The sequence below is a fragment of the Streptomyces sp. NPDC002795 genome, assembly GCF_042888725.1.
In the GTDB taxonomy this organism is placed as follows: domain Bacteria; phylum Actinomycetota; class Actinomycetes; order Streptomycetales; family Streptomycetaceae; genus Streptomyces.
In genome coordinates this window covers 24,612-37,218 of sequence record NZ_JBIAQB010000012.1, presented here as the reverse complement: position 1 = coordinate 37,218, position 12,607 = coordinate 24,612, and the positions used below count along the sequence as shown (strand labels likewise).

11 protein-coding genes are annotated in these 12,607 nt (G+C 73.4%); 6 read left to right on the top strand and 5 right to left on the bottom strand.

The window, feature by feature from the left end; all coding sequences use genetic code 11:
* Positions 1-173 precede the first annotated feature (173 nt).
* A complete protein-coding gene (locus ACFYWS_RS31480) occupies positions 174-908 on the bottom strand; it encodes a cobalt-precorrin-6A reductase (protein ID WP_389282101.1) in 735 nt (244 codons plus the stop codon).
* An 11-nt stretch (positions 909-919) separates the two neighbouring features.
* On the opposite strand from ACFYWS_RS31480, the gene ACFYWS_RS31475 reads away from it, so the two are divergent.
* On the top strand, positions 920-2,059 hold the full coding sequence (locus ACFYWS_RS31475) for a cobalt-precorrin-5B (C(1))-methyltransferase (protein ID WP_389282099.1): 1,140 nt from the start codon (positions 920-922) through the stop codon (positions 2,057-2,059).
* A 30-nt stretch (positions 2,060-2,089) separates the two neighbouring features.
* On the opposite strand, the gene cobM is transcribed toward ACFYWS_RS31475, so the two are convergent.
* Entirely contained in the window at positions 2,090-2,833 is a 744-nt protein-coding gene (gene cobM / locus ACFYWS_RS31470; protein ID WP_389282098.1) for a precorrin-4 C(11)-methyltransferase, read from the bottom strand.
* A complete protein-coding gene (gene cbiE, locus ACFYWS_RS31465) occupies positions 2,830-4,074 on the bottom strand; it encodes a precorrin-6y C5,15-methyltransferase (decarboxylating) subunit CbiE (protein ID WP_389282096.1) in 1,245 nt (414 codons plus the stop codon). The genes cobM and cbiE overlap by 4 nt, the downstream gene beginning before the upstream one ends.
* Positions 4,075-4,264: 190 nt before the next feature.
* On the opposite strand from cbiE, the gene ACFYWS_RS31460 reads away from it, so the two are divergent.
* Positions 4,265-6,085, top strand: coding sequence for a DUF6049 family protein (locus ACFYWS_RS31460; RefSeq protein WP_389282094.1), 1,821 nt, complete (start codon positions 4,265-4,267; stop codon positions 6,083-6,085).
* Here the strand turns inward: ACFYWS_RS31460 and ACFYWS_RS31455 are convergent, their stop codons facing one another.
* Together ACFYWS_RS31455 and ACFYWS_RS31450 are read right to left on the bottom strand one after the other, a co-directional pair.
* Positions 6,086-7,048 (bottom strand): S8 family serine peptidase, encoded by a 963-nt coding sequence (locus ACFYWS_RS31455; RefSeq protein WP_389282093.1) that lies wholly within the window; start codon positions 7,046-7,048, stop codon positions 6,086-6,088.
* Positions 7,049-7,115: 67 nt separating this feature from the next.
* Complete coding sequence (locus tag ACFYWS_RS31450) at positions 7,116-8,072, bottom strand: LysR family transcriptional regulator (RefSeq protein WP_389282091.1); 957 nt, start codon at positions 8,070-8,072, stop codon at positions 7,116-7,118.
* A gap of 112 nt (positions 8,073-8,184) precedes the next feature.
* Between ACFYWS_RS31450 and ACFYWS_RS31445 the strand changes: the two genes are divergently transcribed.
* Genes ACFYWS_RS31445 through ACFYWS_RS31430 form a run of 4 tightly spaced genes read left to right on the top strand, consistent with a single transcriptional unit; the run spans position 8,185 to position 12,548 of the window.
* Entirely contained in the window at positions 8,185-9,414 is a 1,230-nt protein-coding gene (locus ACFYWS_RS31445; protein WP_389282089.1) for an MFS transporter, read from the top strand.
* Positions 9,415-9,473: 59 nt separating this feature from the next.
* Positions 9,474-10,250 (top strand): ParA family protein, encoded by a 777-nt coding sequence (locus ACFYWS_RS31440; RefSeq protein WP_389282087.1) that lies wholly within the window; start codon positions 9,474-9,476, stop codon positions 10,248-10,250.
* Complete coding sequence (locus tag ACFYWS_RS31435) at positions 10,250-11,074, top strand: ParB/RepB/Spo0J family partition protein (RefSeq protein WP_389282085.1); 825 nt, start codon at positions 10,250-10,252, stop codon at positions 11,072-11,074. The genes ACFYWS_RS31440 and ACFYWS_RS31435 overlap by 1 nt, the downstream gene beginning before the upstream one ends.
* Positions 11,075-11,126: 52 nt before the next feature.
* Positions 11,127-12,548, top strand: coding sequence for a helix-turn-helix domain-containing protein (locus ACFYWS_RS31430; protein WP_389282084.1), 1,422 nt, complete (start codon positions 11,127-11,129; stop codon positions 12,546-12,548).
* Positions 12,549-12,607: the final 59 nt, after the last annotated feature.

Here is a 12,607-nt window from a genome sequence, read left to right as displayed (position 1 = left end):
AGTAGGCATTTCAAACCCCCGCCCCCCCACAGCAGCAAGTAGACATTTCAAACCCCCGCCCCCCCCACAGCAGCAAGTAGACATTTCAAACCCCCGCCGCCCCACGGCGGCAAGTGGGTATTTCAAGCCCCTGCGGCGATTGAGCAGCGGGGTATGGGGCAGAGCCCCAGCCTTTAGGTCACGGTGGCGTGGAGCCAATCCGCCGCCGCCTCCACCGTGGTGGCCACCGGGACCCCGACGGGTACCGGGGGACGGCGGACGACGACCACCGGGATGCCCGCCTCCCGCGCGGCGACCAGTTTCGGGGACGTCGCCGCACCGCCACTGTCCTTGGTCACCAGAACATCGACGTGACGGTCCGCGAGGACCTCGCGTTCGCCGTCCAACGTGAACGGACCACGATCGAGCAGCACCTCCATCCGCGGCGGAAACGGCGGCTCGGGCGCATCCACGGACCGCACAACGAAGTCCGCGTCGTCGACGTGGGCGAACGCCGCGAGCCCCATCCGCCCGGTGGTGAGGAAGACCCGGCCCGCCCCCCGTACGGCCTCCGCGGCCTCCGCCAGGGACGCGACCTCCCGCCAGTCGTCACCCGCACCCGGCACCCAGCCGGGCCTGCGCAGCGCGAGCAGGGGAACATGGGCGGTGGCGGCGGCCCGCGCCGCGTTGAAACTGATCGTCTCGGCGAAGGGATGGGTGGCATCGATGACCGCCGACACCGCGTGCCCGCGGATCCAGTCCGCCATCCCCTCGGCACCGCCGAACCCGCCGATCCGCACCTCACCGGCCGGCAGCCGGGGCGCCGCGACGCGGCCCGCGAGGGAACTGGTGACACGGACGCGCGGGTGCAGGGCGTCGGCAAGGCGCCGGGCCTCGGTCGTCCCGCCGAGAATCAACACGTGCGGCATCGGGGAACTCCATGAACGAATCGGCTGAGCCGAAGGGCGGGCGCGGCGCCCAACTCAAGCACACCGGCCTGCGCCCCGGCTGGACGACCGGCGCCTGTGCGACCGCCGCGACCACGGCCGCGTACACGGCGCTGCTGACCGGCGAGTTCCCCGACCCGGTGACGATCACGCTGCCGAAGGGCCAGACGCCGTCGTTCGCGCTCGCGGTGGAGTCCCTGGACGGGGCCTCGGCGACGGCCGGCGTCGTCAAGGACGCCGGCGACGACCCGGACGTCACGCACGGCGCACTCGTACGGTCCACGGTGCGACGCCTCCCGCCCGGCTCCGGAGTCGTCTTCAAGGCGGGCTCCGGCGTCGGCACGGTCACCCGGCCAGGGCTTCCGCTGCCCGTCGGCGAACCGGCCGTCAACCCGGTCCCCCGCGAGCTGATGCGCACACACATCGCGCAGGTGGCGGCGGCACACCGCGCCCCCGGCGACGTAGAGGTCACGATCTCCATCGACCACGGCGAGGAGATCGCCCGCTCCACCTGGAACCCGCGGCTCGGGATCCTCGGCGGCCTGTCGGTGCTCGGCACGACGGGGATCGTCGTGCCCTACTCGTGCTCGGCGTGGATCGACTCGATCCGGCGGGGTGTCGATGTGGCGCGCGCGGCGGGCCGTACGCACCTCGCGGGCTGCACCGGCTCGACGTCGGAGAAGACGGTCGTGCGTGAACACGCCCTTCCCGAGGACGCGTTGCTCGACATGGGCGATTTCGCGGGCGCGGTCCTGAAGTACATCCGCCGCCACCCGGTCGACCGCCTGACCATCTGCGGCGGCTTCGCCAAACTGTCGAAACTGGCGGCGGGCCATCTGGACCTGCACTCGGGCCGCTCCCAGGTCGACAAGGGCTTCCTGGCGGACCTGGCGCGCGGGGGCGGGGCGTCGGAAGCCCTCGCCGAGGAGGTCGCCGAGGCCAACACCGGCCTCGCCGCCCTCCAACTGTGCACGGCGGCAGGTGTCCCGCTGGGCGACCTCGTCGCCAACACGGCCCGCGACGAGGCCCTGGCGGTACTGCGCGGCGCCCCGGTCGCGGTGGACGTCATCTGCATCGACCGGGCCGGGAACATCGTGGGCAGATCAACCGGTTCAAACCCCTGCGGCGATTGAGCGGCGGGGTCCGGGGCGGAGCCCCGTGACCTAGGACCGGTCCCGCTCCACCGAATACAGGTGGCTGTCCCGGAACTGCGAAGCGCCCAGCGTGCGGCCCACGATGATCACGGCGGTGCGCAGCACACCCGCCTCCTTCACCTGGTCCGCGATATCGGCGAGGGTGCCGCGCAGGACCAGTTCGTTCTCGCGGCTGGCGTAGGCGACGACCGCCGCGGGGCAGTCCGCGCCGTAGTGCGGGAGCAGGTCGGAGACGATCCGGTCCACGTAGCGCGCGCCCAGGTGCAGGACGAGGAGCGCGCCGCTCGCGCCGAGTGTCGCCAGGTCCTCGCCAGGAGGCATCGGCGTGGCCTGCTGGGCGATACGGGTCAGGATCACCGTCTGGCCGACCGTGGGCACCGTCAGCTCGCGCTTCAGCGCCGCCGCCGCCGCCGCGAACGCCGGGACCCCGGGGACCATCTCGTACGGGATGCCGAGCGCGTCGAGGCGGCGCATCTGTTCCGCCACCGCGGAGAACACCGACGGGTCGCCGGAGTGCAGGCGGGCCACGTCGTGCCCGGCCTCGTGCGCCGCGGCGAACTCCCGCTCGATGGCGTCGAGGTCGAGGTCGGCCGTGTCGATCAGCCTCGCGTCCGGCGGGCATTCGGCGAGGAGTTCGGCCGGGACCAGCGAACCCGCGTACAGGCACACCTGGCAGTCCGCGAGCGTGCGCGCCCCGCGGACCGTGATCAGGTCGGCGGCGCCGGGGCCCGCCCCGATGAAATAGACCGTCATGCCTGTCCAACCCCTGTCTTCGTTACGGACCATTGCGTGACGGGCATCGCCTGCCGCCACCCCGTGAAGCCGCCGACCGGCACCGCGTGCGCGACGGACAGCTTCACCAGCTCGCCGCCGTGGCTCCGGTACCAGGCGGCGAGCAGCGCCTCGGATTCGAGGGTGACCGTGTTGGCCACCAGCCGGCCGCCCGGCGCGAGCGCCGCCCAGCAGGCGTCGAGCAGGCCGGGGGCCGTGAGCCCGCCACCGATGAACACGGCGTCGGGGGACGGGAGTTCGGCAAGCGCCCGCGGTGCGGGCCCTGTGACGACGGTCAGGCCCGGCACCCCGAGCCGCGCCGCGTTCCGCTCGATGCGGGCCGCGCGCTCCGCGTCCCGCTCCACGGCGTACGCGCGGCAGGACGGGTGCGTGCGCATCCACTCGATACCGATCGAGCCGGAACCGCCGCCGATGTCCCACAGCAGTTCCCCGGGGGCGGGCGCGAGCGCGGCGAGGGTCGCGGCGCGCACGTGGCGCTTGGTGAGCTGGCCGTCGTTGTCGTACGCGTCGTCGGGCAGGCCCGGCGCCGCGCCGAGGCGGAGGGCGTCGGGGGCGCGGCGGCAGTCGACGGCGATGACGTTCAGCGGGTCGCCGGGCGCGTGCGTCCAGGTCTCGGCCACCCCTTCGTACGACGTCTCGTCCTGCGCGCCCAAGCGCTCAAGGACCGTCAACCGGCTCGGCCCGAAGCCCCGTTCGGTCAGCAGCTTCGCGACCTCGGCGGGGGTGTCCGCGCCCGCGGAGAGGACGAGGACATGACGGCCGTGGTGCAGCGCGGCGGCGAGCCGGTCGGCCGGGCGGCCCACCAGCGTGACCACCTCCGTCTCCTCGACGGGCCGGCCGAGGCGCGCACAGGCGTAGGACACGGAGGACGGGTGCGGCAGGACGTGCAGCGCGTCGGCGCCGACGGTTTCGACGAGCGTGCGGCCGATCCCGTAGAACATCGGGTCACCGCTGGCCAGGACCGCGACGGGGCGTCCCTCGTAACGCGCCAGCAGGCCGGGCACGGCGGGGCGCAGCGGCGAGGGCCAGGGGACGCGCTCGCCCGCGCACTCCGGCGGGAGCAGGTCGAGTTGGCGGGGGCCGCCGATCACGGCGCCGGCGCCGCGGAGGGCCTCGCGGGACACCTCCGGCAGACCCGGCCAGCCGTCCGCACCGATTCCGACGACGGTCACCCTCTGGGGGGCCGGGTTCGCGGGGGTCACTGCCAGTTACCTCGGGGCGTCAAGAGCGTCAACATCGAAGCCGCACTCTATCGGGGGACATCGACCACCCAATTCAAGCCCCGCTCTGGGACGAGAGTGGGCGACGCGCCGCGTACACGTCCGGTCCCCCGTACCACCTCAGCCACCGTGTTACCTCAGAGCGATCGGCATCTCCGGGAGGCAGGACGACATGGCGGGATACGGGACGGCACGGGCCTGGGCCCTGACCGCCATGGTGGTCGGGGCCACAGCCCTCCCCTGCACCACGCCGGAGGCATCCGCGGACGACCCCGCACAAACCGCCGTCGTCTGGCCGGTGACCGCGACCCCGCACATGACGGCGGCCGCCCTCGGCTCCGGGCCGAACGCGAAGCCCGTCTTCGACGACGACTCGCTCGCCGGTCTGTTCTCGCCCGGCGGCCGGCTGCGCGAGGTCGTCGACGCGGGCAAGGGCCGCGACGTCAGCTGGGCGCTCGACCCGGACGTGGTGATCGCCGCGCAGGAGATGTCCACCGGCTACCGCGTCGCGAAGAACGCCGACTCCGCGTCCCCGCAGGACACCACCGAGGGCACGGGACAGAGCGCGGCCGCCGCCTGGCTCAGCGCGCTGCGGGAGGCCGTGAAGGGCCGCGAGGTGTGGCTCCTCCCCTACGCCGACACGGACCTCGCCTCGCTGGCCCACCACCCCGGCACCGACACCGAGGACCTCACGGAGGTCGTGTCCGGGCTCGCGGCGGACGCGAAGAAGCGGGTCGACCGGATCCTCGGCGCCGGCGCCGACACCCGCTCCGGCCTCGGCTGGCCCGCCGACGGCGCGCTCGACTCCGACGTGACCGCGCTCGGCGCCAAGCTGGGCGTGACCCGGGTCCTCGCCTCCGGCCAGGGGCTCACGCCCGCGGGCGCCGATCCGGTGACCGTGGGCAGCGGCGACGACGCGATGACGGCGCTGCCCTACGAGGCCGACCTCACGACCGCGCTCGGCCGCATCAAGGACAAGCAGCCCGCCCCCACTCCGTCCGCGACACCGTCGCCTTCGTCTGCGTCTGCGTCTGCGTCTGCGTCTTCGCCCGGCGACTCCACGTCGTCCCCGAGCCCGAACGCCTCCGCGAGCCGCGACACCGCCGGCAAGGACACCGTCGACCACGTCACCGCGCTCGTGAAGGCGAACGCCCGCCCGGTCCTCGTACCGCCCCGCAATCTGTCGGGCACGGCGGCGGACGCGCTCGGCGCCGCCATCGACTCCGGCACCGACGACGGCTGGCTGGAGCTCCAGGACCTCCGCGCGGCCGACGACGACCCGGTGGAGGGGAAGGCCGGGTCCCCGTCCGCGTACCCCGCGCGGCTGCGCGACAGCGAGCTCGGCAGGGACCAGCTGACCGCCGCCGCGGGCGACCTGGACCGGCTCGCGACCCTCAGCAAGGTGCTCGCCGACCCGAAGGACACCACGGAGTCCGTGCACGCGGCGATGGCCCGCGCCCTGGCCACCGCCTGGCGGATCGAGGGGGCCGGCGACGACACGGCGCAGCGGACGTTCCAGGAACGTACGACGGCCTTCCTGTCGGCGTCGGTGAAGTCGCTGCGCATGGTGCCGAAGAGCACCGTCACCGTCACGTCGGGCGACGCCTCGATCCCGGTCACGGTCGACAACGCGTTGCAGCAGGAGGTCTCCGGGCTCGTACTGCGCGTCACGTCCAGCGACTCCGAGCGCCTCAAGGTCAACGACGACGAGATCTCCGTGTCGGCCGAGGGCTCGGCGAGCCACACCTCCCAGATCGACGTCACCGCGAAGGCCAACGGCAAGGCGCATCTGACGGCCCGGCTCTACACGACGAGCGACGGCAAGCCGTGGGGCGAGGAGATGACCTTCGAGGTCGATGTGACGTCGGTGTCGTCAGGGGCGATCGCCGTGGTGGCGGCGGGCGTCGGGCTCATCGTCCTGGCCGCGGTGTTCCGGATGCGCCGTGTCCGCAGACGCAACGGGAACGGGAACGGGAGCGGCCAGGACGCCTGATTACGAGTCCTTGTCCGCCTTCTTCACCGCCGCCTCCGCGTCCACGATGCCGAGGCCCAGCTTGGCGTTCTTCTTCGGGTTGACGGCCGTCCCCCGGACCGTGGAGATGATCTCGTCGGGGTCGAGCCCCTGGTGGTGCAGGAGCGCCGCGAGCGCGGAGACGTAGGGCGCCGCCATCGACGTACCGGAGAGCTTCCCGTAGCCGGACGTGTCCTTCAGGGTCTCCTTCGTCGTGTACGTCGGCAGCGTGGAGAGGATGTCCTCGCCGGGCGCCGAGACGGCCTGCTCCGCGCCGAAGTTGGAGAAGCTCGCCGCAGTGCCCTTCTCGGTGCTGGCGCCGACGACGAGGACCGGCGTCTGCACCTTGTACGGCTGGGTGTCCGCGCCGTCGTTGCCTGCCGCGGCGACGACGACCGCGCCCTTGTCGTGGGCGTGCTGGATGGCCTGGTTGAGGATGCCGCCCTGGAGCAGCTTCGTCATCAGGACGCCCTCGCCGAGCGAGAGGTTGATGACGTCGGCGCCGTGGTCGGCGGCCCAGACGATGCCCTTGGTGATGTTGCCGTTCGAGCCGGAGCCGTTCGCGCCGAGCACCCGCACCGGCATGATCTTGGCGCCTGGGGCGCCGCCCGCGACGCCGACGCCGTTGTCGGTGTGGGCGGCGGCGATGCCGGAGACGTGCGTGCCGTGGCCGTTGAGGTCCTTGGGGTCGTCGTCGCCGTCGACGAAGTCGTGCCCGTCGACGAGTCGGCCCTTGAGGTCGGGATGGTCGGTGGCGACGCCGGAGTCGACGACGGCGATCACCGTGTCGTCACCCTTCGACGTGTCCCAGGCGGCCGGCAGTTTCATCGCGTCGAGAGCCCACTGGTCCTTCTTCATGGGGTCCGGCTTGCTGTCGTCCCCGCAGGCGGTGACGAGGAGGAGGGTGGCGACGGTCGCGGCGACGAGCGGTGTACGGATGCGCATGGTTCGAGCCTGTGGGCCCCCGCCGTCTCACGCATGTGGTGGCCAGCCGTGTGGGGGACCGCCACCGTCATCGCGCCCAGCGCGGCGTCCAGAAGTCGCCGGAGCCGTCCTCCTGACGCTCGTACCGGTCCGTCAGATACGTCAGGAGCGCCGCGAGTCCGGGGTGCCGGTTGTCGGCCCGCCACAGCAGCGACAGCGGGTAGAGCGGCGTCGGACGGCGTACGGGGACGAACCGGAGCTCGATGTCGGCGGGGCGTGTGAGGGGGGTGCGGGTGCCCATGATGGTGGCCACGTCGTCGGCCGCCGCGACCGTCCGCAGCAGATGGCCGCCGCCGAAGGTGGTGCCGCCGACGTCGATGGTGAGGCCGAAGGCGCGCTCCAACTCCTCGTAATACGCGGCCCATTCGCTGCCCTTGGCCATGCCGGGCATCCAGATCCGGTGCCCGGCCAGCTCGGCGGGCGTGACCTCGGTCCTGTCCGCCAGGGGGTGCGCCGTGCCGGTGACGAGGATGGCCGGCTCGTCGATGACGCGGGCGCTGCGCACCTCGCGCGGCAGCCGGTCCTCGGGCACGGCGCGCGTCCAGAACGCGGCGTCGACGCCCCCTTCCCGTACGGACGCGAGCGCGGCCCGCCCGCCCTGGCCGAGGGCGACGACGTCGAGCGGGAGGTGCGGGTGGGCCTGGTGGAAGTCCTGCACGACCCCGTTGGTGATCACGTTGGCGCCGAGCACGTCCACGCGCAGCGGGCGGCGGCCGCCCCGCACGGAGTCGGCGGCCCGCTCGGCGGCCGCGAGCAGCTCCCGGGCGTGCGGCAGGAAGGTCTCGCCGTCGAGGGTGAGCCGCGCCCCGCGCGGGGTCCGCGTGAACAGGCGCACGCCGAGCTCCCGCTCCAGGGCGGCGACGCGCTTGGAGGCGGCCTGCTGGGTGATGCCCAGCTCGGCGGCGGCGATCTGGATCTGGCCCTCGTCGGCGACGGCGACGAAGGTGCGTACGTTCTGGAGGTCCACGGGGTGCACGACGCCCATACAACCATTGGTTGTACGGGTACGGGTGCCGGTTGTTTGCCGGGGCGCGCCGTCGGCCGCTTGTATCGCCTGGTCACAGATCTCATCACCAGACGAAACCGGAGGGCGGGGCATGCGGCTCGGGCGGGATTTCGGGTGGCTGTGGGCCGCCTTCGCCGTGAGCACCGCCGGTTCCTGGCTCGCGCTCGACGCGTTCCAGCTGATCGCCGTCCTGGTGCTGGACAGCGGCGCCGCGCAGGTCTCCTTCCTGGCGGCGGCCGGGCTCGCGGTCGGCGCGCTGCTGGCGGTGCCGCTCGGGCCGTGGGTCGAGTTCCGGCGCAAGCGGCCGGTGATGGTCCTCGCGGACCTGGTGCGCTGCGGGGCCCTGCTCACGCTGCCGCTCGCGTACGCCCTCGACGCGCTCACCTTCACCCAGCTCGTCCTGGTCTCCGTCGTCGTGGCCGCCGCCGACATCGTGTTCCGTGCGGCGAGCGGCGCCCACCTCAAGGCGCTGGTCCCGGCCGAGGGCCTGCTGGCGGCCAACGCCCGGTTCGAGTCGACGCAGTGGACCGCCACGGCCGTCGGCCCGCCGCTCGGCGGCGCGCTCATCGGCGCGTTCGGGCCGCTGACGACGGTCCTGGTGGACGCGGTGAGCTATGTCCTGTCGGCGGTGGGCGTGCGCGCCATCCGGGCCCCCGAGCCGAAGCCCGTAAGCAGCGGCCGATTCGGCGCGGCCGACATCGCCGAGGGCTGGCGCCACCTGTGGCAACAGCCGCGCCTTCGCGCCCTGTTCCTCAACAACAGCCTGGTGAACGCCCTGATCATGGTGGGCGCCCCGCTCATGGCGGTGCTGCTCCTCGACGACCTGGGCCTCGCCCCCTGGCAGTACGGCCTGGTCTTCGGGATCCCGTGCCTGGGCGGGCTCCTCGGCTCCCGGCTCACCGGGCCGCTGGTGAGGCGGTACGGGGAGCGGCGGGTGCTCCTCGTGAGCGGGGCGGTCCGGGCGTGCTGGCCGATCGGGCTCGCGTTCGTGGGGCCCGGCGTCGCGGGGATGGCCGTCGTGGTCCTCGTGGAGTTCGGCCTCATCACGTGCTGCGCCGTCTTCAACCCCGTCATGGCGGCCGAGCGGCTGCGGCTCACGGACGACGACCGGGTGGCGCGGGTGCTGTCCGCCTGGACCGTCACCCAGCGGGCCGTCACCGCCGCGCTGACGCTGGTGTGGGGCGCCTTCGCCGCGCTGATCGGGACGCGCGGGGCGCTCGCGCTCGCCGGAGTGCTGCTGCTCGCGACGCCCCTGCTGCTGCGCGGCCTGCGCTCCCCGGCGTGTGCACCCCGTCCCGGGGCGCCCACGCTGCCAGAGTGACCACGAACAACCGCCCCAAATGCACCGGATGTTCCGGTTCATGGAGTTAGGGAGTTTTCGTGGCACACGTACACGTGATCCTCAATCAGAAAGGCGGCGTGGGTAAGTCCACGCTCGCCGTGAACCTCGCGGCCGTCACCGCCGACGTGCTCGGCGCGGGCGCCCCCGACGCCGAGCGGCCGCCGGTCGTCGCCGTGTCCATCGACCCGCAGGGCTCGGCCGTGTGGTGGTCGGAGCGGGTCGGCGACGGCCTCCCCTTCGACTTCGTGCAGGCCCACGACGACCTCTCGGGGCTCGCCGCGCTCTCCCGGATCCCGTCCGCCGAGCACGTCTTCGTCGACACCCCGGGCTGGCTCGACCTCGCCGACGACGACGGCGACGACCCGCTCGGCAAGGGCGCGGCCGCCGACGCGCTGCGCGCGGTGCTCTCCAACGCCACCGACGTCATCGTCCCCATCGAGCCGGAGCCGCTCGGCTTCCAGCCCACGCAGCGCACGGTGGAGCGGGTCGTGAAGCCGCGCGGGCTGCCCTTCCGCGTGGTCATCAACAACTGGGACCCGCGCGACGGCAAGGCCGACCTGGCGCAGACCCGCAAGTTCGTCGAGGCGCAGGGCTGGCCGCTCGCGCGCACCGTCGTACGCCACTACAAGCTGCACACGCGGGCCAGCGCGGACGGCCTGGTCGTCACGCAGTACGGCGCCAACCGGGTCGCGCTCCAGGCCCGCGAGGACTTCTTCCGGCTCGCCCTGGAGGTCGGCCTCGCGGCGATCCCGGCGCCCGCCCGACGCAAGTCCTCCCGCCAGGCCTCCCGTACGAAGAAGAAGGTGAACATCTGATGGGGCGCCGTACCGACCTGTCCTCGCTCCTGTCCTCCGAGAAGGCGGCCGCCGAGGAGCAGGCCGCGGCGCCCGCCCAGCGCAGACGCCCCGACACCAAGCCGCTCACCGTCGCGATCGGCGACCTCACCGAGAACCCGGACAACCCGCGCCACGAGCTGCGCGACCTCGACGGGCTCGCCGAGACGGTCCGTGAGCGCGGCGTCCTCCAGGCCCTCGGCGTCGTCTCCGCGGCCGTCTTCCTCGCCGCCCGCCCGCACCACAAGGAGGCCGTGGGCGACGCCCCGTACGTCGTCCTGCACGGCCACCGGCGGCTCGCGGCGGCCCGGATGGCGGGCCTGGACGAGGTTCCGGTCCTGGTCAGGGACGACGCGACGCGTTCCGACGAGGACGCGCTGATCGAGAACGTGCAGCGCGACGACCTCACGGAACTGGAGCAGGCCCAGGCCATCCAGGGCCTGATCACCTCCTACGGCTACTCGCAGCGCCAGGTCGCCTCCCGGATCGGCAAGACGCAGGGCTTCATCTCGCAGCGGCTGTCACTGATGAAGCTGCGCGAGGAGATCCAGGAGGCGCTCGCCGACGGCCGTGTCTCCATCGAGGACGCCCGCCGCATCGCCCGCCTCCCGAAGGACGAGCAGATGCTCCCCGGCGAGCCGGATGCCGCCGCGACCGTCCCTGCCGCCCGCAAGGAGAAGCGCGGCCGCGATTACGGCGTAATCAAGATCGACAGCCGGGGCACCCCGGACGATGTGGTCGAGGCGCTCCGCCGGCATCTGGCCCCGGCCACCCTCGACCGGATCATCGAACTGCTCGGCCGATAGCCGATAGCCGATAGCCGACCGTGCGGTCTCCGTGGTCGCTTACCGTGGCCTCGTGCTCGATGTACCGACCGTGCCGTCCCCACCCGTGACCCCGCAGCCGCCCGCCGAGGCCGTCGCCCCGCTGATGCGCGGCCTCGACGTGCTGCGATGCCTCACGGACGCCGCCGAGCACGCCGGGGACGCGGGCGGCACGCTCGCCCTCGCCGAACTCGCCCGCGCCACGGGCCTCGCCCGCTCCACGGTCGACCGGATCTGCGCGACCCTCGCCCACCTGGGCTTCGTACGCCTCGACGGGCGTGACGCCGCGCTCGCCCCGCCCCTGATGGCCGTCGCCAACGCCTGCCTGGACGCGCTGCGGGTGCCGGGACTGCTCGGCCCGCTCGCCGACGAGCTGGCCGACGAGCTCGACGAATCCGTCTCCCTCGCGGTCCCCGACGGCGCCGACATCCGCTTCGTCCACCAGGTGCTGCGCAGGCGGGCCCTGTCCATCAGCTTCCGGGTGGGCGATGCGCTGCCGGAGGGCGGGTGTGCGCCAGGTCTTGTGTTCCGGGACGGCCTTTCCGTCGCCGTGGACGACCAGCTTGTGGAGCCGGGCCTGGTCGCGGTGGCGGTTCCCGTACGGGGCCCGGACGGGTCGGTGGTGTGCGCGGTGAGCGTGGTGAGCCATACGAGCCGGCATGCCGCCGGGGAGCTGGCGGGGGCGGTGCGGGGGCCGTTGGAGGCGTGTGTGCGGTCGATGGAATCCGTACTGGCCACTTCTTCCTACGCCTCGGGGCTCGGCCCCGGACCCCGCGCCTCGAACGCCGGCGGGGCTGATATTGGCCGCGCCCCCATCGAGTCCCTCGCCAGAGGCCTCCGCGTGCTCACCGCGTTCGACGCCGCGCACCCCGCCCTGACCCTCAGCGAAGTCGCCGAGGCCACAGGACTCGCCCGCGCGACGGCCCGCCGCGCCCTCATCACCTACGACCACCTCGGCTACGTCACCCGCGACAACCACACGTACAGGCTCACCCCCCGCGTCCTCGCCCTCGGCTGCGCGCCCCTGTCGCGCACCACGCTCCCCCGCATCGCCGCGCCGCACCTCGCGGCCCTGTCGAAGCGGCTCGGCGAATCCGTCGGCCTGTCCGTGCCGGACGGCGACCGCGTGCGGTGCACCGCGCGGGTGACGCCGCGCCGGGTCATGAGCGTCGACATCGGCGTCGGCTCCCGGCTGCCCGCGAAGGACACGGCCGCCGGGCGGCTGCTGCGAGACGGCGGGGAGCGGGCCGTGGCCGACGGGCCCGAGGCCGGGCTGCGGTCGGTCGCCGTGCCGGTGCGGGACCGGGCGGGCGTGCTCGTCTCCGCGCTCGACGTCACCGCACACCAGGGCCGCGGGGACGACGACACATGGGCGCGGGCGCTGCGGGAGACCGCGGCGCTGATCGCGGCGGACCTGCACGTGACGTCGCGTTTCGTGAGCGTCCCCGTGCACTGAGACCCGGATCTCACCGCCGTACGGACCTTCGTCCCTACTCTTCACGACGAATGCCCCGC